22 protein-coding genes and 1 riboswitch are annotated in these 25,826 nt (G+C 41.1%); of the genes, 17 read left to right on the top strand and 5 right to left on the bottom strand.

Translation table 11 applies throughout. The features are described 5' to 3' along the window. Positions 1-23: 23 nt before the first annotated feature. Complete coding sequence (locus ACGG81_RS11860; RefSeq protein WP_270458567.1) at positions 24-425, bottom strand: MerR family transcriptional regulator; 402 nt, start codon at positions 423-425, stop codon at positions 24-26. A gap of 196 nt (positions 426-621) precedes the next feature. On the opposite strand from ACGG81_RS11860, the gene ACGG81_RS11855 reads away from it, so the two are divergent. The 7 genes from ACGG81_RS11855 to ACGG81_RS11825 all read left to right on the top strand — a co-directional run bounded on the left by ACGG81_RS11855 (position 622) and on the right by ACGG81_RS11825 (position 7,832). After that, a complete protein-coding gene (locus ACGG81_RS11855) occupies positions 622-1,791 on the top strand; it encodes an iron-containing alcohol dehydrogenase (RefSeq protein ID WP_390108506.1) in 1,170 nt (389 codons plus the stop codon). Positions 1,792-1,825: 34 nt separating this feature from the next. After that, the gene (locus tag ACGG81_RS11850) at positions 1,826-1,996 is read left to right on the top strand and encodes a D-lyxose/D-mannose family sugar isomerase (RefSeq protein ID WP_390108504.1); all 171 of its coding nucleotides are present in this window, start codon (positions 1,826-1,828) and stop codon (positions 1,994-1,996) included. 28 nt (positions 1,997-2,024) lie between these two features. Then, positions 2,025-2,130, top strand: a riboswitch (TPP riboswitch). A 222-nt stretch (positions 2,131-2,352) separates the two neighbouring features. Next, positions 2,353-3,660: a phosphomethylpyrimidine synthase ThiC gene (gene thiC, locus ACGG81_RS11845; RefSeq protein WP_016439849.1), complete on the top strand. Its 1,308-nt coding sequence runs from the start codon at positions 2,353-2,355 to the stop codon at positions 3,658-3,660. A 165-nt stretch (positions 3,661-3,825) separates the two neighbouring features. After that, positions 3,826-4,596, top strand: a complete 771-nt coding sequence (locus ACGG81_RS11840; protein ID WP_008977481.1) for an AIM24 family protein — start codon at positions 3,826-3,828, stop codon at positions 4,594-4,596. Positions 4,597-4,751: 155 nt separating this feature from the next. Beyond that, complete coding sequence (locus ACGG81_RS11835; RefSeq protein ID WP_016441508.1) at positions 4,752-6,518, top strand: glycoside hydrolase family 3 protein; 1,767 nt, start codon at positions 4,752-4,754, stop codon at positions 6,516-6,518. 194 nt (positions 6,519-6,712) lie between these two features. Next, positions 6,713-7,336, top strand: a complete 624-nt coding sequence (locus tag ACGG81_RS11830; RefSeq protein WP_336305101.1) for a carbohydrate-binding family 9-like protein — start codon at positions 6,713-6,715, stop codon at positions 7,334-7,336. Beyond that, positions 7,329-7,832 carry a GreA/GreB family elongation factor gene (locus tag ACGG81_RS11825; protein ID WP_016439847.1) on the top strand — a complete coding sequence of 168 codons (504 nt, stop codon included), beginning with the start codon at positions 7,329-7,331 and terminating at the stop codon, positions 7,830-7,832. Before ACGG81_RS11830 ends, ACGG81_RS11825 begins: the two co-directional genes overlap by 8 nt. A 307-nt stretch (positions 7,833-8,139) precedes the next feature. On the opposite strand, the gene ACGG81_RS11820 is transcribed toward ACGG81_RS11825, so the two are convergent. Continuing rightward, positions 8,140-9,789, bottom strand: coding sequence for a helix-turn-helix domain-containing protein (locus tag ACGG81_RS11820; protein WP_119987546.1), 1,650 nt, complete (start codon positions 9,787-9,789; stop codon positions 8,140-8,142). Positions 9,790-9,855: 66 nt separating this feature from the next. Beyond that, positions 9,856-11,529, bottom strand: a complete 1,674-nt coding sequence (locus tag ACGG81_RS11815) for a sensor histidine kinase (protein WP_390108500.1) — start codon at positions 11,527-11,529, stop codon at positions 9,856-9,858. Between the two features lie 501 nt (positions 11,530-12,030). On the opposite strand from ACGG81_RS11815, the gene ACGG81_RS11810 reads away from it, so the two are divergent. The 5 genes from ACGG81_RS11810 (at position 12,031) to ACGG81_RS11790 (ending at position 18,509) form a co-directional block, all read left to right on the top strand. Next, positions 12,031-13,674, top strand: a complete 1,644-nt coding sequence (locus ACGG81_RS11810) for an extracellular solute-binding protein (protein WP_270196471.1) — start codon at positions 12,031-12,033, stop codon at positions 13,672-13,674. Positions 13,675-13,761: 87 nt separating this feature from the next. After that, positions 13,762-14,652 carry a sugar ABC transporter permease gene (locus ACGG81_RS11805; protein WP_016441502.1) on the top strand — a complete coding sequence of 297 codons (891 nt, stop codon included), beginning with the start codon at positions 13,762-13,764 and terminating at the stop codon, positions 14,650-14,652. An 18-nt stretch (positions 14,653-14,670) separates the two neighbouring features. Beyond that, entirely contained in the window at positions 14,671-15,564 is an 894-nt protein-coding gene (locus ACGG81_RS11800) for a carbohydrate ABC transporter permease (protein ID WP_008977473.1), read from the top strand. 43 nt (positions 15,565-15,607) lie between these two features. Continuing rightward, on the top strand, positions 15,608-17,284 hold the full coding sequence (locus ACGG81_RS11795) for a right-handed parallel beta-helix repeat-containing protein (RefSeq protein ID WP_120105579.1): 1,677 nt from the start codon (positions 15,608-15,610) through the stop codon (positions 17,282-17,284). Positions 17,285-17,309: 25 nt separating this feature from the next. After that, entirely contained in the window at positions 17,310-18,509 is a 1,200-nt protein-coding gene (locus tag ACGG81_RS11790) for a Gfo/Idh/MocA family protein (RefSeq protein WP_119987536.1), read from the top strand. Positions 18,510-18,680: 171 nt separating this feature from the next. On the opposite strand, the gene ACGG81_RS11785 is transcribed toward ACGG81_RS11790, so the two are convergent. Both ACGG81_RS11785 and ACGG81_RS11780 read right to left on the bottom strand, forming a co-directional pair. After that, the gene (locus tag ACGG81_RS11785; RefSeq protein ID WP_016439846.1) at positions 18,681-19,754 is read right to left on the bottom strand and encodes an FUSC family protein; all 1,074 of its coding nucleotides are present in this window, start codon (positions 19,752-19,754) and stop codon (positions 18,681-18,683) included. A 12-nt stretch (positions 19,755-19,766) separates the two neighbouring features. Continuing rightward, positions 19,767-20,204: a MarR family winged helix-turn-helix transcriptional regulator gene (locus ACGG81_RS11780; RefSeq protein WP_009263651.1), complete on the bottom strand. Its 438-nt coding sequence runs from the start codon at positions 20,202-20,204 to the stop codon at positions 19,767-19,769. Positions 20,205-20,431: 227 nt separating this feature from the next. On the opposite strand from ACGG81_RS11780, the gene ACGG81_RS11775 reads away from it, so the two are divergent. The 5 genes from ACGG81_RS11775 (at position 20,432) to ACGG81_RS11755 (ending at position 25,789) form a co-directional block, all read left to right on the top strand. Next, positions 20,432-21,274 carry a putative manganese transporter gene (locus ACGG81_RS11775; RefSeq protein WP_009263650.1) on the top strand — a complete coding sequence of 281 codons (843 nt, stop codon included), beginning with the start codon at positions 20,432-20,434 and terminating at the stop codon, positions 21,272-21,274. A gap of 189 nt (positions 21,275-21,463) precedes the next feature. Further along, positions 21,464-22,207 (top strand): SDR family NAD(P)-dependent oxidoreductase, encoded by a 744-nt coding sequence (locus ACGG81_RS11770; RefSeq protein WP_008977467.1) that lies wholly within the window; start codon positions 21,464-21,466, stop codon positions 22,205-22,207. Positions 22,208-22,427: 220 nt separating this feature from the next. Further along, positions 22,428-23,141 carry an IMP cyclohydrolase gene (locus tag ACGG81_RS11765; protein ID WP_270457259.1) on the top strand — a complete coding sequence of 238 codons (714 nt, stop codon included), beginning with the start codon at positions 22,428-22,430 and terminating at the stop codon, positions 23,139-23,141. A gap of 18 nt (positions 23,142-23,159) precedes the next feature. After that, the gene (locus tag ACGG81_RS11760; RefSeq protein WP_008977465.1) at positions 23,160-24,335 is read left to right on the top strand and encodes a phosphoribosylaminoimidazolecarboxamide formyltransferase; all 1,176 of its coding nucleotides are present in this window, start codon (positions 23,160-23,162) and stop codon (positions 24,333-24,335) included. Positions 24,336-24,460: 125 nt separating this feature from the next. Further along, positions 24,461-25,789: a hemolysin family protein gene (locus ACGG81_RS11755; protein WP_390108493.1), complete on the top strand. Its 1,329-nt coding sequence runs from the start codon at positions 24,461-24,463 to the stop codon at positions 25,787-25,789. Positions 25,790-25,826 lie beyond the last annotated feature (37 nt).

Raw genomic sequence — 25,826 nt, 5'->3', positions numbered from 1 at the left:
AGCATTTATTACTCCTCAGGATTTTAATCTTGAGGAGTTTCTGTATATGTTTTTAGTCGATCTTCATTTCCATCTGCGAGCGCCTGCTCGTAATACCAGCATTTGAACTGGATCATGTCGAGTACTTTTTCCAGTTTTTCAATTTTTTCTTCTACCGCTTTGCGCTGATGTAGAAATAGTTCTAAGCGCTTTTCGTAAGTGGAACTTCCTTGGGCACACCATTCCATAAATAACTTGATTTCTTTGATCTTCAGCCCAGATTTTTTCAGGCATTCGATCATCCGAAGTGCTTCCAGTTCTTTTTCGCTGAACTTACGGATGCCGGAAGTACGCTCAAGTGTCGGGAACAGACCTTCCTTGTCATAATAGCGGATGGTAGAGATGGGAAGGTGAACTAGTTTTGCGACTTGGCCAATTGTATACATATGGGTTCCTCCAATTTCATTTATCAGATCTCTTTTTTGATTTTTGAAAATAAGTATTGACCTAAAGTTAAGTTCAGGTATTATGATGAACATAACATGAATAGCGAAGAAAGTCAATGTGTGCAGAGCTGCTCAAAAGCGACAAGGGTTCTTGGATAGAGCATGCTTTGCAAAAAGTGGAAAGGAAGGAAAAATTATGTTAGGAAATTTTCAATATTGTAATCCAACAAAACTTTATTTTGGGGAACAATCCCTTACTTTTTTGAAAGAAGAATTAGAAAAATACGGACCAAAGGTGCAGCTGAGTTATGGAAGAGACTCGATTAAGAAAAACGGCATCTATGATCAGGTAATGGAACTGTTAAAAGAAGCAGGGAAAACAGTGTTTGAGGACCCAGGAGTAATGCCGAATCCGACAGTAGAAAAATTGTATGAGGGATGTAAGATCGCGAGAGAAAACGAGGTGGATCTGATTCTTGCAGTAGGGGGAGGATCGGTGTGTGATTATGCAAAGGCCGTCTCGGTATCTGCATATTGTGAGGAAGATCCATGGGAAAAATATTATGAGAGGATGGAAGAGGTAGATAATCGAATCATCCCGGTTGGATGTGTGCTGACGATGGTAGGAACTGGATCAGAGATGAATGGTGGTTCAGTCATTACAAATTCGGAGAGGAAACGGAAGATCGGTCATGTATTTGGGGAGAATGTTTTCCCGAAATTCTCCATTTTAAATCCGGTATTTACCTATACATTGCCAAAATATCAGATGGTAGCAGGAATCTATGATATTTTTAATCACATTACCGAACAATATTTTTCCGGGGAGGATGACAATACTTCAGACTATGTCATGGAGGGGCTGATGAAGTCCTTGATCCATTCTTCAAGAATTGCGGTTGTAGATCCAATGGATTATGAGGCGCGCAGCAATATTATGTGGACAGCAACATGGGCATTGAATACTATGGTGGAACAGGGAAAGACAACCGATTGGATGGTTCATATGATAGGGCAGTCAGTCGGCGCATATACAGACGCCACACATGGAATGACACTGGCTGCAGTCTCAATGGCATACTACCGTTATATTTGTCCATATGGTTTGCAGAAATTTGTGCGGTTCGCCGAGAATGTCTGGGGAATACAGGTAGAAGGAAAGAGTAAAGAGCAGATTGCAAAGGAAGGTCTGGCAAGCATGGAAAGCTGGATGCGTGAAATTGGGCTTGTCATGAATCTGCGGGAACTTGGTGTGACAGAAGAGATGATAGAGGGAATTGCAGAAGGAACATTTGTGATGGACGGGGGATATAAGATTCTTTCGCATAAAGAAATTGTCGATATTTTGAGGAAAAGCATGGAATAGACGGTGAACCCTCTGGAGGGAGGAGAGGAAAGAAATGAAACGTTCAAAAATTAGTCAATGTATAAAAGAGATGGAGAAACTTGCGAAAGAGAATGGGTTTGCATTGTCTCCATTTTGTAGCTGGACACCGAAAGACTGGGAAGACAAGTCTGAAGAATATGACGAAATCAGAAAATTTCTGGAAGATCAAAAAATTGACTTTTAGTTATTGGTGTGTTACTATTTTCTAGAAAAGTAAATAGCCGGGGAGCTTGTAGACAGGCTGAGAGGAAGGTGTGAACTTCGACCCTGATACCTGATTTGGATAATGCCAACGTAGGAAAGAATTGATTTTAAGAAGTTTGACGGAGTACCAATTGAGGTACTCTGTTTTTTTATTATATTTTATTACATAGGAAATTTCCGAGAAATGCTATGGAATAAAAAGCAGAGTCCTATGAAAAAATGCTCCGCCCAGGCATAATCCTTGAAATCCTTTTGGAGTTCTGTCATAAAAAAATTCCGGCACAGAGCAAATGAAAAATATTCTGCCGCGGGCAGAAGAAAGAAGAGGTACATCATATGTCAGAAAAATACTACACACAGATGGAAGCAGCAAGAAAGGGAATCATCACAGAGGAGATGCGGGCAGTTGCGCGGAAGGAATACCGTACAGAGGAGGAAATCCGGGATCTGGTGGCGAAAGGACAGGTGGCGATCTGCGCCAACAAAAGGCATAAATGCCTGGATCCAAATGGAGTAGGATCTATGCTTCGTACGAAGATCAATGTAAATCTGGGAGTGTCAAAAGATTGCAAAGATTATGAGGTTGAGATGGAAAAAGTCATGGCGGCGGTAAATATGGGAGCAGAGGCAATTATGGACCTTTCTTCTCATGGGAATACGCAGCCATTTCGAAGAAAACTGACACAAGAATGTCCGGCGATGATCGGAACCGTTCCGGTTTATGATAGTGTGATTCATTATAAGAGAGATCTTGCCACACTGACAGCAAAAGATTTTATTGATGTAGTAAGACTCCACGCAGAGGATGGAGTGGATTTTGTCACACTGCACTGTGGAATTACAAGAAAGACAATTGAACAGATCAAGAAGCATAAAAGAAAAATGAATATTGTATCCAGAGGCGGATCGCTTGTGTTTGCGTGGATGAGTATGACTGGAAATGAAAATCCATTTTACGAATACTTTGATGAGATTCTTGAAATCTGCCGGGAATATGATGTCACAATTTCACTTGGGGATGCATGCCGTCCGGGCTGTCTGGCCGATGCGAGTGACGTGTGTCAGATTGAAGAGTTGGTGCGCTTGGGAGAGCTGACAAAACGTGCATGGGCAAAAGATGTGCAGGTGATGGTAGAAGGCCCGGGGCATATGCCATTGGATCAGATTGAAGCAAATATGAAATTGCAGCAGACAATCTGCATGGGTGCTCCGTTTTATGTACTGGGACCGATCGTGACTGATATTGCACCGGGATATGACCATATTACAGCGGCGATCGGAGGTGCAGTAGCAGCTTCAGCAGGTGCAGCATTTCTTTGCTATGTGACACCGGCAGAACATCTGGCGCTTCCGAATGTAGAAGATGTCAAACAGGGGATCATCGCTTCCAGAATTGCAGCGCATGCCGCAGATATTGCAAAACATGTTCCGCACGCAAGAGATATTGATGATCGTATGGCGGATGCCAGAAGAACTTTTGATTGGGAGGAGCAGTGGAAGTGTTCTATGGATCCAGAAACGGCAAAACAGATTCGGGAAGACCGCAAACCGGAAATTGAAGAGAGTTGCTCTATGTGTGGAAAATTCTGTGCGGTCAGAAGTATGAATAAGGCATTGAATGGAGAGTATATCGATATTCTGTAATAAAAATTCAGAACAGTGAAAGATGATGGAGCACTTCAATGCAAGCATATAAACTGCATAAAAAATAAATGGAAAATATAAAAATATTGTATTTTTTGTACAAACACCGTATAATAAACCTACTAGCACAGATTGCAGGAAAGTGTGATAAGGAGGAAGAAAACGATGTATAGAATCTCTAATTTTACGAATAATGATGATATTAAAGTGTTAAACTCTCTTGGTCCGTTTACTGTCATAGAATATCAGCGTGATTTAAGTGTGATGCCGCACAATGCCGCGTTGGCCTATTTTTGTAATGAGATGAATGTGAGAAAGCGCCAGGTTATCTGTGATGTCAATCAGGCAAATATCACACTTCAGGCAGGAGCAATGCAGTGGACCGTAGGCAATGTCAATGCGACAACGGGAGTAAAAGGTGTGGGCGATTTCTTTGGAAAAGCAGTCAGGGGAAAAGCAACCGGGGAATCGGCAATCAAGCCGGAATATACCGGAAACGGAATTCTTGTGTTGGAACCGACTTATAAGCACATCCTACTGGTAGATTTAAAAGACTGGAATGGTTCCATCGTGTTGGATGACGGATTGTTCCTGGCATGTGATGCAAGACTGAAGCACAAAGCAGTGATGCGCTCCAATCTTTCTTCTGCTGTTGCAGGAAATGAAGGACTGTTCAATCTTGGAGTGGTAGGAGAGGGAGTGCTTTGTCTGGAAGCACCTTGTCCGAAAGAGGAGCTTGTGGAGATCACTCTCCAGGATGATGTATTGAAAGTAGATGGCAACATGGCGATCGCATGGAGCGGCAGCTTAAGTTTTACTGTAGAACGGTCAGGAAAGACACTGATAGGTTCGGCAGCTTCGGGGGAAGGACTTGTAAATGTGTATCGTGGAACCGGAAAAGTTCTCCTGGCTCCAGTGCTGGATGGAGCAGTATAGAGTAGCCAGCTTTGCATAGTATTAGAAAATCTATATTAGGAAAAAGAAAAATGAAATTTGTGTAAAATATACAAGAAATATGTAGCATTTTTGTATAATATAATGGTATAATCAGTTGCGCAAAAGCTTTATGCAGAGAGGAGAATGTTATTTATATGGTAGATTTAAAAGCAAGACCGTATTATCTGTCAGAGGAAGACTGTCAATGGGTAAAAGACACAATTGCAAATATGAGCCCGGAAGAAAAAGTAGGACAGTTATTCTTTCAGCTGACAGCTTCACACGATGAAGAATATTTAAAAGAATTAATGGAAAAATATCACCTTGGTGGATGCCGTTACAATCCGGCTCCGGGAAAGGCGATTCAGGAACAGAATCGGATCCTTCAGAAATATGCAAAGGTTCCGGTATTTATCGCATGCAACACAGAAGCCGGAGGAGACGGCGCATGTGCAGATGGGACACATATTGGAGCTGGTGTGAAGATCGCAGCTACAGATAAGGAAGAGTATGCATTTGCATTAGGAAAGATGGCAAATGAACAGGCAGCGGCAATCGGATGTAACATGGCATTTGCACCGGTGGCAGATATTCTTTACAACTGGGAGAATACAGAGATTGTGACACGTGCATTCGGCGGAGATGCAGAACGTGTAGCAACTATGAGCAAAGCATATTTAAATGGAGCACATACGATTCCGGGATTTGCATGCGCAGCGAAACATTTTCCGGGAAATGGACAAGACTTCAGAGATGCACACATTGCAAACAATGTAAACTATTTTGATGTGGAAAAATGGGATGAGACTTACGGACATGTTTACCGTACATTGATTGAGAATGATCTGGATGCGATCATGGGAGGACACATCATGCTTCCTTCTTATGCAAAAGCCATTAATCCTGAGTTAAAGGACGAAGATATGATGCCGGCTACATTAAGTCCGGAGATCATGACAGGTCTTTTGAGAGACAGACTTGGATTCAACGGTATGGTCGTGACAGATGCTTCCCATATGGTAGCAATGACAGACCGAATGAAGCGTTCAGAGATGCTTCCGGCAAGTATCAATGCAGGTTGTGATATGTTCTTATTCTTCAATGATCCAGAGGAAGATTTTGCTACAATGCTTGGTGCATACAAGACAGGAATCATCAGTGAAGAGAGAATGACAGAAGCATTGACACGTATTTTAGGACTCAAAGCACATCTGGGTCTGAATAAGAAGAGCAAAGAAGAACTGGTTCCACAGCCAGAGACTGTAGAGGAAGTGCTTCAGAGAGAAGAATACAAGGCAATGCAGAAATCAATCAGCGAAGACTGTATCACGCTTGTAAAATATAAAGACAAAGACGTGCTCCCTATGACACCAGATCGTTATAAGAGAATTATGATCGTGCATATCAAAGGCGCAGAGAACAGTATGTCAGCGCTGATGAAAATGCTTGGAGGCGGAAAAGGAAATCCGGCAGAAGCGTTAAAAGAAAAGTTATGTGCAAAAGGATTTGATGCATTTATCTATGAAAGTCCGCTTGATGTCATGAAGAAACAGATTGAAGCCGGGGAAAAGCCAGACTTAAATATTTACTTTGCAGGAAAGAATGCCATTGCAGATTTCGTATCCGATATGGATCTTGTAATCACGCTCTGTGATGTGCCGAACGGAAGACCAAGCTTTGGTATGTCAAAGGGAGGCGGAGAGATTCCGTGGTATGTATTTGAAGTTCCGGTTGTTGTTGTCGGATGTGGACAGCCGACAATGCTTGCAGATATCCCGCAGGCACGGACCTATATCAACACTTACGATTCCAAAGATACAACACTGGATGCGTTAGTTGAGGATCTTATGAATGGAGAAGAAGCATTCAAAGGAACAGATCCGATTGACAGTTTCTGTGGATTATTTGATGCAAGATTATAAGAAGGAAGAAAAAAGATTCACACAAGATGTGGATCTTTTTTCTGTATGTGGGAGAAAAGCGCGGCAAAAATCCGAAATATAAAATCGGGAAGAGATTTCAATAAGAACTAGAAAAATGATGAAAAGGCAGAGGAAAAGCGGTATAATAAACTGGAAGCTTAAAATAGCAGATTGTGAGAATGATGGAGGAAAAAATGGAATATAAAATATACCGCATAGCGGACCGGACACAGATCGATCAATGCGAACTGTTCGCAATCAATCAATATTTGTGGAACAGTTTACAAACGCCGAAAGCATATGGCAGAGCCGGATATATCGATGGGCAGGGAATTTATGTGGAGATGACCTGTGAAGAGTGTGATCCGAAGCGACTTTGCAACAAAGATAAAGAACTCGTCTATAAGGATAGCGCACTGGAAGCTTTTTTTGCATTCCCGGAGGGAGATATGAGCATAGAGAAACAGTGTATTTATATAAATTTTGAGATGAATGCCAACGGAGCACTGTATGCGGAGAAAGGATATACAAGAGAGAATCGGACATTAATTTCAGATGTGTATTATCAGGAGGCAGAGTGTAGGGCGAAAATAGAATCAGATCGGTGGTGTGTATCTGTTTTGATCCCGGAAGCACTGCTTGGAGAAATTACTTCTCTTGAGAAGCTAAAATCGGGACAAAGATTTTACTGCAATTTTTATAAAATCTCAGAGGACGACAAGATCCAGCATTTTGGATGTTACAGTCCGATTGAGAGCGAAGAACCAAATTTTCATCTTCCAATCTGTTTTGCAAAGGCGGTGATTGCAGATGTATAATGAACTGACAAAAAATGATATCAAGAAAATGCGCGAAGAGATTGAATACCGGAAGATTGTGCTTCGAAAAGAGCTGCTGGAAGATGTCAAAGAAGCGAGAGCACATGGGGACTTGAGTGAAAATTTTGAATATCATGCCGCTAAGAAAGAGAAAAACAAAAATGAGAGCAGAATTCGGTATTTGGAACGGATGATCAAGACTGCAAAGATTGTATCCGATGAATCAAAAGAAGATGAAGTGGGATTAAACAACACCGTGCACCTCTATTTTGAAGAAGATGATGAGGTGGAAGTATTCAAACTGGTGACAACCGTGCGGGGAAATTCCTTAAAAGGGCTTATTAGCACAGAATCCCCGATTGGAAAAGCGATTCTTGGGAAAAAAGCAGGGGATAGAGTTTTCATCCGGGTATCTGGAGATGCCGGATATTATGTAGTGATCAAAGAAATAGAAAATACAGTTGATGACGGCAGTGATCAGCTTCGCAGTTATTAAAAATAAAACAGCAGAATGAGAGCTGCCACGTATGAAAAGAGTTATGTTTATTTTTTTTTAAGAATTTTTCGCTTTCTTTTAGAAAACAATCATACTTTGGACACATTTTCCTTTTATACTAAGAGTCAGATAGTTGATTAAGTAATCACTATCTCCCCCCTCTTAAAGTAGAGCGTTGAAGATAAGACGCATACTTTACTCTCATTCCTTTAGATAACTATAAAACAACGAAGCCCGTTAGCCCTTGTGGTTGACGGGTTTTCGCTGTTCATAAAGGTCTGGCAGTTTTAGTTTGAAGAAAATATAATCAATTTTTATACATTCTTTGATATTCACTCGGAGAAATTCCGGTTGCTTTTTTAAAGCAGAGGGAGAAGTACTGCTGGCTGTCGAAACCGGTCGCGGAAGCGATTGTCTGGATTGGATCATTGCTTGTTGCAAGAAGATATTTTGCTTTTGCCAGTCGCTCTTGATAAATGTATTCCGATAATTTTATCCCGGTAATCTGTCGGAACAGGCGGGAAATATAGGTCTCGTTATAATTTACAATTGAGGATAAGGTTGATAAGGAAATAGTTTCGTTTAAGTGTTCTTTAATATAGGTTTTGATTTTTAAAATGACCGTTTCATTTTTATCGGTGGCTTTTAGTGATAGTACTTCAAATAATTGTGTAGAAAAATTTTCTAAGTAACCGAAAGCTTCTTCCCAGCTTGTAAAGTCATTTAAGTGATAAAGCGGGTAGATTGCAGTCCGCGGAGCAAGTTTTTCCTGCAGATGGTAGAGAGTAATGTAGGAAATCAATGTTGCAGAGATACCGAGATAGATTTCAATTGCTTCCAACGCATGGATACTTTTTTGCTTTTTACAGAGATCCCGCAGGGAGTGGAGGGCGAGGAGATATTCGGACCAGGTATTCTGATAAAGGTAAAAGGATAACTCCTGCAATTTCTGTGAGGCGGCATTTCTGTCAGAATTTTTGAAAGTGACAGAAGTTTCTGAGTCCGTTTTTGTCTCAAAGAGAGAAACAGAAGAGACTGTCCAAATGTTTCCGGTATTCTGGATTTCCAGCTGCTGAAGAAGGCGATAGTAAGTATTGGCAGTAGCATCCAGAGAAACCGGTTGTGGATAAAGAATCAGATTCACATTCCGGTGCAGGGAATTCATACTGTAATTCATTAGGTCTTCCAGACAGCTTTTCAGAAATGTAAGTTCATTTGGAATGGATTTACTAAAATCTTTTGATGGCTGAAAGAACCAAAGCATATTTCCATGATTCAGATTCAACATCGTATAGCTAAAAGAATGTTTCAGAAGTTCTTCTGCCAAAGTGAGGTATTCCAGGACAAAGGTGGACATATTTTTTGCATATTCGTCAATGGAACGGAGATGTACGACCATGTAAGCAAGGTATACCGGTTGAGAGAAATCGAGACAGAAGTCAGATCCCGCGAGAGTAAGATCCCGACAAATCTGATGGGAATCATGCCCGGTCAGTATTTCCCTAAGAAGATTCTGTTGCATAAGATGTGTCAGAAGACGATCTTTGCTCTGAGAGCTGTCAAGTAGGAGATCGGTCTGGGATTCTTTTATGATTTTTTCAATGGCACAACGCACTTCAGCCAAAATCGTTTCATCTGACTCAGTCTTCAGCAGATAAGAAGTATGAGAGAGTCGGTTTGCCTGATAAATATATTCAAAGTTGTCATAAGCAGTCAGAAAGATAATATGACATCTTGGCCAGCTTGCGCTGACTTTCCCGGCAAGTTCTAGCCCACTGTATCCAGGCATGTGGATATCAAGCAGCATCAGATCAATTTTAGAAATCGAAAGGATTTCCAGCGCTTCTGATCCAGAATAGGCTTTCTGAATATTCAAATCTATTTCTATATGTTCTTCGATCAGAGCAAACAGATAGTTTACAATATAACGTTCATCATCAACAATTAGCAAGTTCATAATATCCCCCTTATTTAGTGTTATATTTCCATAAAAAATTCCTACATTTCACAGAAGTCATCTGATTTATGTATTATTATTGCGAAAGGAGCCGGAATAATCATCTGATTCCATATGGAGCATAATTGTAGCGCAAAGCCCTCCAAGTAGAGAACGCGAAATTTCCAAAGTATCCCGGTCATTCGAGAAAATGTGCAGACGTCTCTGGATATTCAGGATTCCTGACATTTCTACTCCGGCGGAAGAATGAGCGCTATCCTGAAGTTTTTTCTGAAGTGTGGTAAGTAGTTCGTCTGAGAGTTCTTCTCCGTTATCTTCGATGATCATGAGCAGAGAATGTTCTTTGGAAAGAAAACGTACACGGATCAATCCATCGCAGATTTTATTTTTTAATCCGTACTGAAATGCATTTTCAAGGAGTGGCTGAAGGATTAGTTTAGGAACGGACAATGATGAAAAGCAGTCAGGCAATTCTTCCAGTTCAATCTGAATACGGCCAGCAAAGCGAAGCCCCTGGATATAAACATAATTTTTCATGTGTGCATATTCTTCTGCAAGTGTCACATGATCCATACTATTTTTTGTAATATAGCGGAAACAGGAAGCAAGGGCATTTGCAACCATGGAAGCTTCTTCTGGTTCAAAGCGGATCATACGTTGAAGCATAAAGAAGCTATTGTACAGAAAGTGAGGGTTGATCTGTGCTTGAAGTTGTTTCATTTCTGCTTTTTGCAATAAAAGTTTCTGATTATAATCCTGCTCAATTAAGCGACTTAATTTGAGTGCCATGTTGTTAAAGGCATGGTACAAATAGGCAAAATCATCATTTCCAGTCTGTATGATCTGTACTTGGAAATTACCGTGTTCGACTTCATCAAAAGCATCTGTCAGTTTGCTTAGAGGCTTATGTACCATGTGATAAATTCCAATGAAAAACAGGATGCTGGCACAGATGATGAGAAAGAAGAACAAAAAGAGCAGACCATAACTGTAGCGGATCGATGGAAGGAGCGAGGTGTCTGAAATCAGCCGTACATAGATACCGCTCGAGGATTCCATCCGGCTGAGAAATGCAGTGTAAAATTTTCCATGTAGTTCCACTTTTTGATAGGAAGGAGCAGATGTATGTGCATTCTGCTTAAGGAAGTTCGATGCTTCTTTGCGAAGATCAGAAGGAAGGTTTGAAAGGGAAAATCCATTTTCTATTTCAAATAGATAAAATTCATCAGAATAAGAGCTATTTGATTCCAGATAGGATTTCAGTGCATTTTCGGATAGAATGAAATTGACGGCAAAGGCAGGGCTTGATGAAAATGGAGCCATAAATACAGACAGTGTTTTCCTTTTCTCTAGTGGAGATTCATAATATTCTACTAATCCGTGTGTCTTTGACAACTCCTGGTAAAAGCGAGTTTCTTCTTCGTTGAGTGTACAATAACTTCCGATGGGGTAATTGTCGGAATTGTACATTAGATTATAATTGAAGAGATAGGCATGAGCAGACTCCAAAAGTGGAGAGGAGGCGCAGAGGCTTGACAGCTGCTCACGGAGCAAGTTGACACGGACACTTTTATCATAGGTGGAAAGATAAGGGTAGATGACAGCAAGATCCCGGAGAAAATTCTGCTCAATAATATGAAGATTGGCAGTGTAGATCTGCTGTAGATTTTCATCTAGGCGGGCAATATAAGAATCATTATTAGACTGGATAGCATCTAGAGTCTGCTGCCTCTGTTTCAAATTATTGTGGTTTAGATAGATTAGGCTGACAGTCATGAGGGGCAGGAGAACAGCTAGAAAAAGAAGGATTACTTTTTTTAATAGTAAATTTCTTTCATGAAAAGCATTTGGGTGTAGAAGAGTTTTTAAATATATTTTTCCAGACATGGTTGACTTTTACAAATTCCTTTCTATATTTTTTGTATTTTTCCGAGCATTTTGTAATACATGCCTGCCGAGGGCAGACTTTTTCTGATAAGGTATAGAGCGATATATTTACACTAAAATTCATACTGTTTTCGTATGATTTAGTATAGCATAAGGAGAAATGGAATACAAAGTGAGAGAGTTATAATATTTTGTGATTTGTATAAAATTTTGTTATCTTAGCAGAAATAGTGCAAGAAACTACACAAATGTAAAAATATTTTATATGTTTTTGGATGGGAATCCAATAAAATAAGGACAGAAACAAATACAGAGAATAAAAATCTTCGGTGAGAAGAGAAAGGGATGGAGAAAATGAAAAGAAAGAAAGTGTTATCAGTACTGCTTGCAAGTACGCTTGTATTTGGAATGACCGGGTGTATGAGCAAAGGGACAGAATCCGGAGGGGAGAAGAAAAAGACAGAACAAAAACATGTAGAAGCACCAAAGGGAGCATTGGATAAATATAGCGAAACGGTGACAATCTCAACTGTGCTACCGGAAAATGCCGGAATCCAGTGGCAGGAGGGTGACGACTACGGTGATAATCCATGGTACCGTGCTTATGAGGAGCGGTTAAATATCAAAGTCGTTAATGACTGGGTGAGCAATGATTATAAGACGAAGTTAAATCTTACGATTGCAGATGGAAATCTTCCAGATGTATTTAGTGTATCTAGTCAGCAACTTCAACAGCTGATCGATGCAGACTTAATCTGGGATCTGGGAGAAATCTTTGATACATATGCTTCAGATAATCTAAAAAAATATATGGAAATGGAAACAGATACTTTTGAGACCGGTAAGCGAGATGGAAAATTATATGGTATCCCGCAGCTGACATATGGAATTATTGATCAGCCAACACAGATTTGGGTTCGTCAGGACTGGGCAGAAGAGGCAGGACTTCAAGAAATCAAAACAATGGATGAGTTTGAAAAACTTGCGAGGACTTTCCAAGAAACCCATGGTACTTATGCAATTACAGAGGATCAGGATCTGGAATGTATGAACAATCTTGCTGTTGCATGGGGAGCGCATCCAGGAATCTGGGTAGAAGGAGAAGATGGAAATCTGGAGTATGGATCTGTACAGCCACAGATGAAAGAGGTACTTGCAAAATATACGGAGTGGTATAAAGAAGGTCTGATCAATCCAGAGTTTGCGACAACTGATATGGAAAAAATGTTCCAGGGAATCATTAATGGTGAAGTAGGAATCTGTCCGTTTGCACAGTGGTTTGGCTATCAACCGGGACCAGACATTATTTCAAATCTTGGTGACCAGGCATGCTTTGATGCTTATAAGATTCCGTCTGCAAATGGAGAAGAGGTAAAAGCAAATGTAAAATATTCCAATATCGGATATGTTGTTGTCAGCAAGACATGTAAGAATCCGGAGGCAGCAGTCAAGTTGTTGAATTTCTATGCATATATGATGGATGATGCACAAGGCAAAGAAGATACCAAATTTATTGACAGTCTCTTTAACCATGCTTATACAAATATCCCATATGCGTTGCGTGTCATTAACCCGATGACCGATTATAATCAGTTTGAGAATGTAACAAGCTATTTGGAAAAATATCAGAATGGTGAAGATGTGGATTCTTCTGAACTTGGAAAAGATGCTGTAAAATATGAACACTGTGTAGAATGGCTTGAGAAAAAGACACCGGAAGCGGTCGGAGACTGGATGCAGCAGGGAAGTCCGAAATCAGCATACCGGATTTCAAAAGAAATGATCGACAATAATGAGATTGTAAAAGATGCTTACTGGGGACAACAGGTAGAAACATTATTAAGTTCTGGAAGTACATTAGATGATATCTTAAAAGAAGGGTTTACAAAGATCATTGTAGGAGAAAAGCCGGTCGAATATTTTGACACATTGGTAGAAAATTGGAAAGCAGCCGGCGGAGAAGCTGCGACAAAAGAAGTAAACGAATTGTGTAAATAATAAAGAGTAAACAAGAAAGAATGTCCTCCGGATGCGGCAGTCTGCTAAGGAGGATATTTTTCTTTTAAGGATAAAGGAGAATAGAATATGTTAGCAAAATTTAAGAAACAGTGGCAATACCATTTGATGCTTTTGCCAGGGGTGCTCCTTGTGTTGATCTTCAGCTATATTCCATTGTATGGTGTGATTATTGCTTTTCAGAATTATAATCCGGGAATGGGATTTTCATCTCCGTGGGTTGGATTGAAAAATTTTCAATATCTGTTTAGTCAGCCTGCATTTTTAAGAACGATCTGGAATACATTTTATATTGCATTTTTTAAATTAATCGGAGGGATTGTTGTTCCAGTAGTTTTTGCGCTGTTGTTAAATGAGTTGATATCGAACAAACTGAAAAGAATTTTTCAGACGTTAATTTATATTCCAAACTTTTTGTCATGGGTAATCATGGCAGGCGTGATGATGGACTTATTGGCCAAAAATGGTGCATTCAATGAATTGTTGACAGCAATTGGATTTCCAGTGATAAATTTCTTGGGAAGTCCTAAGGTGTTTCCGTGGACAATGATCATTAGCGACATCTGGAAAGGTTTTGGATTTGGAACGGTTGTTTATCTTGCAGCGCTTACGAGCATTGATCCAGGACTGTATGAGTCAGCACTTCTTGATGGAGCTACAAGATGGCAGCAGATCCGTTACATTACGATTCCGCTTTTGATGCCGACGATTATCCTGATGACAGTACTTGCGTTGGGAAGTGTGTTAAATGCCGGATTTGACCAGATTTTCAACTTATATTCCCCGATTGTCTATGAGACCGGAGATATTATTGATACATATGTATATCGGCTTGGTATACAGCAGGCGCAGTATTCCGTTGGAGCAGCCATCGGATTATTTAAGTCAGTTGTCTCATGCATCATGGTAGGACTGTCTTATATTTTAGCAGATAAGCTGGCGGGATACAGAATTTTCTAAACAGGGGGAAATAAATTTATGAAACAATACAAGACAAGGGCAAATAGGATTTTCAATGCCGTAAATATAACATTTTTAATTCTGGTCTCTGCGACCTGCCTACTTCCGTTTATACATCTTCTTGCAGTATCTTTTAGTGGAAGTGCGGCAGTAAATGCAGGAAAAGTCGGATTGCTTCCGGTAGATTTTACGACATCAGCTTATGAGTTTGCACTAAGAGGAGGGAAATTTCTGAGGGCACTTTTGATTTCGGTGGAGAGAGTAGTTCTTGGTGTGGGGCTAAACTTAATCTTGATGGTTCTTACAGCATATCCATTGTCAAAATCCAGCAAAAAAGTTGCCGGACGAAATATTTATATGACATTTTTTGTGATTACAATGTTAATCAGTGGAGGAATGATTCCAACGTATCTTGTTGTCACAAAGCTAGGATTAAAAGATACGATATGGTCTTTGATTTTGCCGGGGGCACTTCCGGTCTACAATATGGTAATCCTCATGAATTTTATGCGGGGAATCCCGGAGGAGATTGAGGAGGCAGCAGTGATAGATGGGGCGACACCATTTCAGATACTGGTAAGGATTCTTCTTCCAGTTTTAAAACCAGCACTTGCAACGGTAGGACTTTTTTGTATCGTTTCACATTGGAATGACTGGTTCAGTGGAATGATTTATATGAATAATCCAGATAATTATCCACTTCAGACTTACCTGCAATCACTGCTTCAGAATTTTGAGCAGATTTTACAGCAACAAGGAGCAGGGGATATTCAGAGACTTCTTGTGCAAATGAATGCAAGAACTGGACGGGCTGCACAACTATTCCTTGGAGCACTTCCGGTGATGATGATTTATCCGTTTTTACAGAAGTATTTCACAAAAGGACTTGTCATGGGAAGTGTGAAGGGATAAATCGATAAAAGAACAGAAAAAGCGGTCACAAAGGAGCAAGGTTATGAAACAGATAGAGGTAAGCACTTATGGTATTTTCCCGGAAGACTGCCGGGAAAATACATGGAAGTTAAGGCAGATGCTGGATCAACTCAGAGAAGAGGAGGGAATTCAGATCATATTTGAGCCGGGAACGTACCATTTTTATCCAGACTATGCGGTGGAGAAGCTTCTTTATATCTCCAATCACGATGAAGATACAATCAAGCGGATTGCATTTGATCTGACGGGATTTCAACATCTCGTGATCCGGGGAGAAGAGACACAGTTTTTATTTCACACGGATGTGATTCCGTTTTACCTTCATGCATGTGAGGATATAACAATCGAAGGAGTCAAGATTGACTACGTGCGACCGGGATATTCAGAAGGGAAGATTCGGGAGCTGGAACCGCAGCGGATGGTCGTGGAGATTGATCCAACCGAGTATCCATATGAGATTTTTAATGGAAGATTATATTTTCGCGGCGAAAATTTTTTCAATGAAATGACATATGGATGTTTGGAGATGGATGGAAAGAGGCATGCGCCAGTCTGTCAGGGACACGATATCGGGTTCAACCGTCCATATCCATGGTCTTACGGTGCAGTGTTTGATGAGCTGGAACCGGGAGTTGTGGAAATCAGGTTGCTCGGAGATAAGGAATTTTTAAAGACGTCACAGGTGGGAAATGATCTAATCTTTCGTCATCATGCAAGGACACATCCGGCATTTTATGTGACGTACAGTAAAGATATCGTGCTGCAGGATATCGTACTGTACCATTGTGTCGGGATGGCAGTGATTGCACAGTTTTCGGAAAACCTTACGATGCGCAGATTTGATGTACGCAGACACCCGGAAAAGAAGCGAATTTTTACAGCGACTGCAGATGGATTCCACCTGATCTATTGCAGAGGGAAGATACAGATTCAGGACTGCCTGCTGGAAAATCAGCTGGATGATCCGCTGAACGTCCATGGGATCTACGGAAGGATCCACAAGATTATCAGTGAGAGAGAAGTAATGGTCGAACTTGTGGAAGGGATGCAGAAAGGAGTTCCACTTGGGAAGAAAGGGGAACAGTTCCGGATTATTGATAATGAGACAATGCTGGAAATTGAGACTGTCAGACTGGAAGAGCATCAGATGCTTAATGGAGATTATCAGTATATGAAGTTTGATCGTCCGGTAACGGAGTGGAAGGAAAGCTTTGTAGTAGAAAATACAGATTATGTACCGGATGTGCTTGTGGAAGGGTGTACATTTCAGAACAATCGTGCAAGAGGACTGCTTCTGACGAGTGCGGGGGATGTTCTTGTGAGAAAGAATGTATTTAAGACTGCGGGCTCGGCGATCTTGATTGAGGGAGATTCCAATTATTGGTTTGAGTCTGGAGCCACAAGACATATCGTTGTGGAACAGAATCAGTTTATCGACTGTGCATATGTACCTGACTGGGGAAACGCACCAATTCAGGTATCACCAAGTGCAAAGAAATATGTGCAAGGACAACGTTATCATAAATATTTAGAACTGCGAGACAATGAATTTTATTGTTTTGATGACCGTATTTTATGGGCGCAGAATATTGAAGAAATTCACATGAGTGGAAATAAGATTTTCCAGACAGATACATTTCCTCCAATGGAGGGGGAACGATTTTACCTGGATGGTGTATTGAAATTTGAGGAAAAGTAAGAAGGATAGAAGGAGAACTGACAGAATGAATCGAGAAAAATTAAATGTAGGAATGATTGGGTTTGGGGCGAGAGGAACGTTACTTTTGCGGGACATCATTCTTCCGCTTGGAAAGGCGGATATTAAGTCTGTTTGTGACAGTTATGAAGATCGCGCAGAAAAGGCAGCAGATCAGGTCGAAGAGGTGCAGGGAAAAAGACCGACAGTCACATTAGATTATCATGAAGTCATTGCAGATCCGGAAGTCGATACAGTGATCATTACCTGTGCATGGGAAGATCATATTGCCATTGCAATCGAAGCAATGCGTGCAGGAAAGGCAGTCGGTATGGAAGTCGGAGGAGCATATACAGTGGAACAGTGCTGGGAACTTGTGCGGACTTATGAGGAGACAAAGACACCTATTATGATGCTAGAGAATTGCTGTTATGGACGCCGGGAAATGATGGCGATGCATATGGCAGAACTTGGGGTATTGGGAACAGTGGTACATTGTAAAGGTGGATATCATCATGACCTTCGAGATGAAGTGAGTGGTGGAGAGAAGTATCGTCATTATCGTTTGAGAAATTATTTGAACCGGAACTGTGAGAACTACCCGACACATGAGTTGGGGCCGATTGCACAGTTACTTCATATTAACCATGGAAATAGAATGGTTTCACTGACTTCTACATCCTCAAAGGCAGCAGGGCTCCACGAATATATTACAGATCGTATGGGAGAAGAACACGAACTTGCTCACGCAGCATTTGCTCAGGGAGATGTTGTTACAACTGTGATTCGTTGTGCTGGAGGAGAGACGATCACATTGACGCTGGATACAACACTTCCGAGATATTACAGCCGGGATTTTACTGTGCGTGGGACAAAGGGAATGTATGAAGAAGTGACGGATTCGGTATTTCTCGATAAACAACATGAAGCATATGATTTCAAATGGAAAGAACAGTGGGGAAATGCAGAAGAGTACAGCAAAGAGTATGAACATCCGATGTGGAAACAATATAAAGAAGAAGGAGTGCGTGGTTCCCACGATGGAATGGACTGGTTAGTGTTCCGGGAATTTTTCGATAGTATTTTAAATGAAACTTCGTGTCCAATTGATGTTTATGACACTGCTGCATGGATGTGTATCACAGCACTTTCTGAAGAGTCTATTCTTGCAGGTGGCAGGCCGGTAATGATTCCAGATTTTACTAAAGGAGCATGGACGACAAGATAAAATAGAAATTTTTTAATTCTTTTGCACACTGATTTTGATAAAAAGATAGGGACTGTAAAAAACTCCCCTAATAGAAAAATCGCTCAGACCTCATGGCCCGGGCGATTTTTTCTATAATGAATTATGCTACTAAATCAAAATACCAGTGATAATTATACAGCTCGAAAATTATTAATTCTCCGAAACAATTTTTTTTGCAAAAACTTTTTCGCTGATCCAGTTGTATCCGCTTTCAAAAATATTGTGGAAGAACAGTCCGTACACAGAACCGAATGCGTTTGTGAGCACACGGAGGATGATTGCTCCTGCAACTCCGAAGGAACTCATGGCAATTGACAGCGCTCCGAAAGAGTTAAATACTGCCTGCCATCCATAAGTTGCAGAGAGTCCGACTCCGATTCCACCGATCATACCGATATAGCCATAACAGCTTTCAGGAAGCAAATAGTAGAGGCAGAGGAAACAGAGCCCTCCGAGAATATTTCCGGGTGCACGGTATTTGACACGCTCGATCAGATCCTTTTTAAATGGAAGCAGAACGGACATCGTTGCGATCCCGACCCACATCACTCTCGGAAGATGGATCAGAGACGCGAACAGCATTGCGGTAGAAACACCAAGTGTCAGGCGGATCTGCCACCGTGTACGCATAGAGTGAATGTCAAATTCCTGGAAAATATGTCGGATCGTACGTTTGTAATGGACTTTCCGGTGGTTTCTCCAGAGGATAAAGCAGGTTGCCAAAGCTCCGACAGAAAGTCCGGCAAGACGTAAAAGGTAAGAGTTTCCGGTAGTATCATATCCCTGAAGGAGCAGGTAGCCGAGGACGAATGTAGAATGATTGGACATAATTACATTGTGACAGCCAAGAGACATCAGGGCGCCGATGCAGACTACATTGATCAAAAATGCCGGGAATGGTCCGACCATGTTCGAGATTCTTGGTCCAAATGCAAGGATTCCGTAAATGATAGCAAGTAGTAGAACTCCGTGAGAGTTCTTGATGCCGAGGTCTGCATTGCGGAAGACCATCACGGCAAGTAGAACAACGACGCCTACGATACTGTTTTCTTCTCCGAATACTTTTGTATAGATTGTGACAAATACAACACAGAATGCTACTGTCAGTAAAATCTTAAACAGGTAGATACAAATGTGTTTCCACTTTTCTTTTGGATCTTTGATATTTCGGATCAGTGCTTTTGAACCGGCTTGATTTAGTTGTAGTTCTTGATAAAAAGTCAATAGAAATCCCTCCTAGTGTTCGATGTCTTGCAGGACATCGTTTGTTTCGTGAATCAGTTCCATCAGTTTCAAAAATTGTGCCTCTCCTAGTCTGCGCCGCATTGTGTAAATCGGTGAGAGGTAATAGTTGTAAGTCTCCTCCAATGCTTTTTGCCCTCTTTCTGTGATCGAGAGGTGATAACTTCTCCTATCTGTCAGGCTTGGCTCTTTTGTAAGTAGTTCTTTTTTTACCAAATGTTCGATCAGACGGCTGACTGCAGATTTGCCAAGTCCCATACAACCGCATAGTTCATGAGGTGTCAGTGGCACATCAGACAGTGAGATGCGGGACAGAAGATCAAGTTCCTGGGAAGTTGAGATACTCCCTTTTTCGGTGCGCCGTACATTTCTACTGCAAAACTGACGCAGGTTCTGCATGTAGTTCATCATTTCAATCCAGTCGTAATCCATCACGGTTCTCCATTTCTATAAGTCTGTACAAAATATATCAGTATCGATTACAAACAATCAAAAATAGTTTACAAAGTGAACTACTTATAGTGTAGAGCGAAAAACTTTAATTGTCAATAGATAAAAAAACGTGTTATAATCAGAAAGATACAAGTTGAGAAGGATTTTCAAAATAGGTTCATACCAGATTTTTGGTCTGGTATCAGAAGAATGGGAGGAGAATCGAAATGAACTTATTCATAGACGTGCTTATGGATGCAGCGATAGACAGTGTAAGGATGCTTCCGTTTTTATTTGCGGCATTTTGCCTGCTGGAGGCGATGGAAAGGCATGCGGGGAATTTTAGCCAGCGGGTACTGACTGGTATCAGAGGTGCAGGGCCTCTTCTGGGAGCGGTACTTGGATGTGTCCCGCAGTGTGGATTTTCCGTGCTTGCAGCAAATTTGTTTTCCGGGGGAATGATTTCTGCAGGAACATTGCTTGCCGTTTTTCTGTCGACCTCGGATGAGGCAATTCTGATGATCATGGGTCAGCCGGAAAGTGCGGGTGTCGTAGGGAAATTATTATTCGTAAAAGTCGTGATTGCAGTGCTTGCGGGATATCTGATAGATTTTTGCTTTCCGAAACTTTTTTCTGAGAAAAAGGAAATTCACGATCTGTGTGAGAAAGAATCTTGTGGTTGTGGGCATTCTCATGGGGTAATCCTGCCGGCATGGAATCATACTTTGAAACTGTTTATATATATTTTCCTCTTCTCTGCCTGCCTGAATCTGGTTCTGGAAGTGGCGGGAATCGGAAAGGTGGAAAGCCTTTTCTGGAGTGGTTCGGTGTTTCAGCCAATTTTGACGGCTTTGATCGGGTTTGTTCCGAATTGTGCTGCATCCGTTCTTCTGACGGAGTTGTATATCAAAGGCGTAATCAGCTTTGCGGCGGCAGTGGCAGGACTTTGTACGAGCGCAGGAGTCGGACTGGTTGTACTGTGGAGAGTAAATCGGAATCGGAAGGAAAATATAAAGATGATGGGAGTGCTTTATGGAGTCGCTGTTGTGGCAGGAATTATTTTATACTAGGTATAGGGAAGTGTTTGTTAATTAAAAAAACTATTCAGAAATTAAAAGGAAATTTTAAAATATAGATTGTATTGTTAGAAAATAAGTGCTAAAATAAGAACAGCTAATGTACAGAAAGGTGTGCAGTTCCAAATAGAAAGTACACAAAAACTGGCATGAAATTTTGAAGAGAAGATGGAGGAAACTGGTATGTTACAGGGAAAAGTTGCAGTCATTACAGGGGGAACAAGAGGAATCGGATATGCGACTGTAAAGAAATTTTTAGAAAATGGAGCAAAGGTTGCAATGCTTGGATCTAGAGAGGAGACGGTTCAGAAGGCACTTGCTTCGCTGAAGGAGGAAAACCCAGAGTATCCGGTTGTAGGATATTGGCCGAATCTGACTAAACACGAAGAAGTGAAAGAAGTGTTTGAGAAAGTGAAAGAAGAGTTTGGATCTCTGGATGTTCTTGTGAATAATGCAGGAATTTCTGCAAGAGATCCGCTGTATGACTATGATCCGGCGGCATTTGAGAAGATTATGGATCTAAATGTCAATGCAGTGTTTAACTGCTCTCAGGTAGCTGCATGCATCATGAAAGAGCAGGGAGGCGGTGTGATCTTGAACACAAGTTCCATGGTAAGTATTTATGGACAGCCAGCAGGATGTGGATATCCGACATCGAAATTTGCAGTAAACGGAATGACAAAATCTCTGGCAAGAGAACTTGGAAAGGACAATATCCGTGTCAATGCAGTGGCACCGGGTGTGATCCGCACAGATATGGTAGCAGCACTTCCAGAGTCTGTAATTCAGCCTTTGATCAATACGATTCCACTTCGCCGTGTCGGAGAACCGGAAGATATCGCAAATGCATTTGTATTTCTTGCAAGTGACATGGCAAGTTATATCACAGGTGTTGTTCTGTCAGTAGATGGTGCGACAATGAGCTAAAAAGAATAGACTGCCGGAAGCATCTCACGAAGAAGCACGGCAGTCTTATTTTTTGTTCTATAAAAATTTTTCCGAGAATTTGTGTAAATAAAAAGCAGAACCTATAACCGGGCGTTATTAAGACTTATTAGTAAAATATACTGGTCAACAGTCCGACATGTGGTCTATAATAAAATGGAAAAAACGGTCAACAATGAACAGAGATAAAGGAGAATCATTCATGGAAATGTTATCAATTGAAAAAGAATTGCAGGGAAACGCATATCCGGGAAGAGGAATCATCATCGGAAAGACACCGGATGGGAAAAAGGCAGTCACTGCATATTTTATTATGGGAAGAAGCGAGAACAGCAGAAACCGTGTATTTGTAGAAGAAGGACAGGGGATTCGCACACAGGCATTTGACCCTTCAAAATTAACAGATCCAAGTTTAATTATCTATGCGCCAGTGCGGGTACTTGGCAATAAGACGATCGTGACAAACGGAGATCAGACAGATACAATTTATGAGGGAATGGACAAGCAGCTCACTTTTGAGCAGTCACTTCGCAGCAGAGAATTTGAACCGGATGCTCCAAACTATACACCTCGTATTTCAGGGATCATGCATATTGAAAATGGAACATACAACTATGCGATGTCTATTTTAAAGAGCAATAACGGAAATCCGGACGCATGCAACCGCTATACATTTGCATATCAGAATCCGGTATCCGGAGAGGGACATTTTATCCATACTTACAAATGTGATGGCAATCCACTTCCAAGTTTTGAAGGAGAACCAAAACTGATCTCAATCCCAGACGATATGGAACAGTTTACAGAGATGCTCTGGAATAGCTTGAATGAAGAAAATAAAGTATCGCTGTTTGTACGCTATATCGATATTGAGACAGGAAACTATGAGACAAAGATTGTAAATAAAAATAAATAAGATGAGGAGAATCAGATCATGAGAGAGTTAGAATTAAAGTATGGATGTAATCCAAATCAGAAGCCTTCCAGAATTTATATGGAAGAGGGAGAACTTCCAATCAAGGTGTTATGTGGAAAACCGGGATATATTAACTTTCTGGATGCATTTAATGGCTGGCAGCTTGTAAGAGAATTAAAGAGAGCGACAGGACTTCCGGCAGCAACTTCTTTCAAACATGTTTCTCCGGCAGGTGCAGCAGTCGGACTTCCAATGGACGACACACTGGCAAAGATTTACTGGGTAGACGATATGGGAGAGTTATCTCCGTTAGCATGTGCTTATGCAAGAGCAAGAGGTGCAGACAGAATGTCTTCGTTCGGTGATTTTATCTCTCTGTCAGATGTCTGTGATGTTGCAACTGCAAAGCTGATCAAGAGAGAAGTGTCTGATGGCGTGATCGCACCGGGATATGAGCCGGAGGCACTGGAACTTTTAAAACAGAAGAAAAAAGGAAATTATGCGATCATCGAAATTGATCCGAATTATGAGCCAGATCCGATTGAGCACAAAGAAGTATTCGGAATCACATTTGAGCAGGGGAGAAATGAATTGGTGATCAATGATGAATTACTTTCCAATATTGTGACAGAAAATAAAGAACTTCCAGAGCAGGCAAAGATCGATCTCGCAATTGCTCTGATCACACTGAAATATACACAGTCAAACTCTGTATGCTATGCAAAAGGTGGGCAGGCTATCGGAATAGGCGCAGGACAGCAGTCCAGAATCCACTGTACCCGTCTGGCAGGTCAGAAGGCAGATAATTGGTGGTTACGTCAGTCTCCGCAGGTACTCGGGCTTCAGTTCGTGGACAGCATCGGAAGAGCAGACCGAGACAATTCCATCGATCTCTACATTGGAGATGAGTATGAGGATGTGCTTGCAGAGGGAACATGGCAGAATATCTTCAAAGTAAAACCACCGGTATTTACCCGCGAAGAAAAGCGTGCATGGTTAGACCAACTGACAGATGTTGCCCTTGGTTCAGATGCATTCTTCCCATTCGGGGATAATATTGAGCGTGCGCATAAGAGTGGTGTTAAATACATTGCACAGCCAGGTGGATCTGTGAGAGATGACAATGTGATCGCTACTTGCAATAAATACAATATGACGATGGCATTTACTGGAATTCGTCTGTTCCACCACTAAGAAATAATCCAAAAGTAAAACTTCTATAAAATCTAAATAAAAAACTAGAATTCTAGTTGCAGAACCTCCTGAAAAGAGATATAATCAAAGCCAGATTATTTCAATTACAGGAGGTTTTATTTATCATGGACGCAGGCGACCCTGACGGGAACAGTATTTTATTTCAACTATTATTTCTTGCATTTCTTACTTTGGTGAATGCTTTCTTTGCGGGAGCAGAGATGGCAGTGGTGTCAGTCAATAAGAATCGGATCAAGGTTCTGGCAGATGAGGGAAGTAAGAGAGCAGCTCTGCTTCAGACATTGTTTGAAGACTCTACAAAGTTTCTATCAACGATACAGGTGGCAATCACACTGGCGGGATTTTTCTCAAGTGCTTCTGCGGCAACTGGTATTTCACAGGTGCTGGGCGGATGGATCGCACAGTTCGGGATTCCGTACAGCAATACGATCGCTGTTGTAGTCGTTACGATTATCTTATCTTATTTTACCCTCGTGTTTGGTGAATTGGTGCCGAAGAGAATTGCGCTTCAGAAAGCGGAGGCATTCAGTTTATTTGTTGTGCAGCCGATTTATATTATTTCAAAGGTTTTATCACCGTTTATTAAGTTGTTATCACTGTCTACGAATGGATTTTTACATCTGATTGGAATGAAGACTGAGAATCTCGAGGAAGCAGTTTCAGAAGAAGAGATTAAAAAGATGTTAGAGACCGGAAGCGAGAATGGTGTGTTTAACGAGATTGAAAAGGAAATGATCAATTCGATTTTTTCTTTTGATGATAAGACAGCGAAAGATGTGATGGTGCCTCGAAGAGAAGTATTTGCAATTGACATTGAGGAGCCGTTAGAGAAGATTCTGGATGAGATCCTCGAGACAAGGCATTCAAGAATTCCTGTCTATGAAGAACAGATCGATAATATTATCGGGATTCTTCAAGTAAAAGATGTGATGATTGAAGCGAGAAAGAAGTCCTTTGAGGAAGTGGACATCCGAGCTCTTTTGAAAGAAGCGTTCTTTGTGCCGGATGGAAAGAGCACCGATGAGCTTTTTCGTGAGATGCAGAAGACGAAGAATCGTATGGCGGTATTGATTGATGAGTACGGTGGTGTATCGGGTATTCTTACGGTGGAGGACCTTGTGGAGGAAGTAATGGGAGAAATCACCGATGAGCATGAGGAAGAAGTTGTAGAACTTCAGAAAATCGGGGAGAAGGAATATTTACTGGATGGTTCGATTCTGATCGAAGAGCTGAATGAAAAATTAAACCTGAAGCTGGAGACAGAAAATTATGATACACTTTCCGGGTATTTGATTGAAGAGCTGGGATACATTCCAAAAGATTCCGGACAATGCGAACTGGACGCAGATGGAGTGCATTTTAAAATTTTGGAAGTGAAAGAAAAGAGAATCCGAAAAGTATGGATGAAGATACCGGAACAGGCAGAGAGATAAAAGAGTAAAATAATTCACCCAACTCTTGACAAAGAGC

The organism is Faecalimonas umbilicata, assembly GCF_042846195.1.
In the GTDB taxonomy this organism is placed as follows: domain Bacteria; phylum Bacillota; class Clostridia; order Lachnospirales; family Lachnospiraceae; genus Faecalimonas; species Faecalimonas umbilicata.
The sequence above is the reverse complement of the archived record's forward strand: the minus strand, read 5'-3'. Positions and strand labels throughout refer to the sequence as shown.

What these genes read in the sequence shown, in the direction of transcription:
- ACGG81_RS11860 (WP_270458567.1), bottom strand. Translation starts at nt 425, where the DNA reads ATGTATACAATTGGCCAAGTCGCAAAACTAGTTCACCTTCCCATCTCT.
- ACGG81_RS11855 (WP_390108506.1), top strand. Translation starts at nt 622, where the DNA reads ATGTTAGGAAATTTTCAATATTGTAATCCAACAAAACTTTATTTTGGG.
- ACGG81_RS11850 (WP_390108504.1), top strand. Translation starts at nt 1,826, where the DNA reads ATGAAACGTTCAAAAATTAGTCAATGTATAAAAGAGATGGAGAAACTT.
- thiC (WP_016439849.1), top strand. Translation starts at nt 2,353, where the DNA reads ATGTCAGAAAAATACTACACACAGATGGAAGCAGCAAGAAAGGGAATC.
- ACGG81_RS11840 (WP_008977481.1), top strand. Translation starts at nt 3,826, where the DNA reads ATGTATAGAATCTCTAATTTTACGAATAATGATGATATTAAAGTGTTA.
- ACGG81_RS11835 (WP_016441508.1), top strand. Translation starts at nt 4,752, where the DNA reads ATGGTAGATTTAAAAGCAAGACCGTATTATCTGTCAGAGGAAGACTGT.
- ACGG81_RS11830 (WP_336305101.1), top strand. Translation starts at nt 6,713, where the DNA reads ATGGAATATAAAATATACCGCATAGCGGACCGGACACAGATCGATCAA.
- ACGG81_RS11825 (WP_016439847.1), top strand. Translation starts at nt 7,329, where the DNA reads ATGTATAATGAACTGACAAAAAATGATATCAAGAAAATGCGCGAAGAG.
- ACGG81_RS11820 (WP_119987546.1), bottom strand. Translation starts at nt 9,789, where the DNA reads ATGAACTTGCTAATTGTTGATGATGAACGTTATATTGTAAACTATCTG.
- ACGG81_RS11810 (WP_270196471.1), top strand. Translation starts at nt 12,031, where the DNA reads ATGAAAAGAAAGAAAGTGTTATCAGTACTGCTTGCAAGTACGCTTGTA.
- ACGG81_RS11805 (WP_016441502.1), top strand. Translation starts at nt 13,762, where the DNA reads ATGTTAGCAAAATTTAAGAAACAGTGGCAATACCATTTGATGCTTTTG.
- ACGG81_RS11800 (WP_008977473.1), top strand. Translation starts at nt 14,671, where the DNA reads ATGAAACAATACAAGACAAGGGCAAATAGGATTTTCAATGCCGTAAAT.
- ACGG81_RS11795 (WP_120105579.1), top strand. Translation starts at nt 15,608, where the DNA reads ATGAAACAGATAGAGGTAAGCACTTATGGTATTTTCCCGGAAGACTGC.
- ACGG81_RS11790 (WP_119987536.1), top strand. Translation starts at nt 17,310, where the DNA reads ATGAATCGAGAAAAATTAAATGTAGGAATGATTGGGTTTGGGGCGAGA.
- ACGG81_RS11780 (WP_009263651.1), bottom strand. Translation starts at nt 20,204, where the DNA reads ATGGATTACGACTGGATTGAAATGATGAACTACATGCAGAACCTGCGT.
- ACGG81_RS11775 (WP_009263650.1), top strand. Translation starts at nt 20,432, where the DNA reads ATGAACTTATTCATAGACGTGCTTATGGATGCAGCGATAGACAGTGTA.
- ACGG81_RS11770 (WP_008977467.1), top strand. Translation starts at nt 21,464, where the DNA reads ATGTTACAGGGAAAAGTTGCAGTCATTACAGGGGGAACAAGAGGAATC.
- ACGG81_RS11765 (WP_270457259.1), top strand. Translation starts at nt 22,428, where the DNA reads ATGGAAATGTTATCAATTGAAAAAGAATTGCAGGGAAACGCATATCCG.
- ACGG81_RS11760 (WP_008977465.1), top strand. Translation starts at nt 23,160, where the DNA reads ATGAGAGAGTTAGAATTAAAGTATGGATGTAATCCAAATCAGAAGCCT.
- ACGG81_RS11755 (WP_390108493.1), top strand. Translation starts at nt 24,461, where the DNA reads ATGGACGCAGGCGACCCTGACGGGAACAGTATTTTATTTCAACTATTA.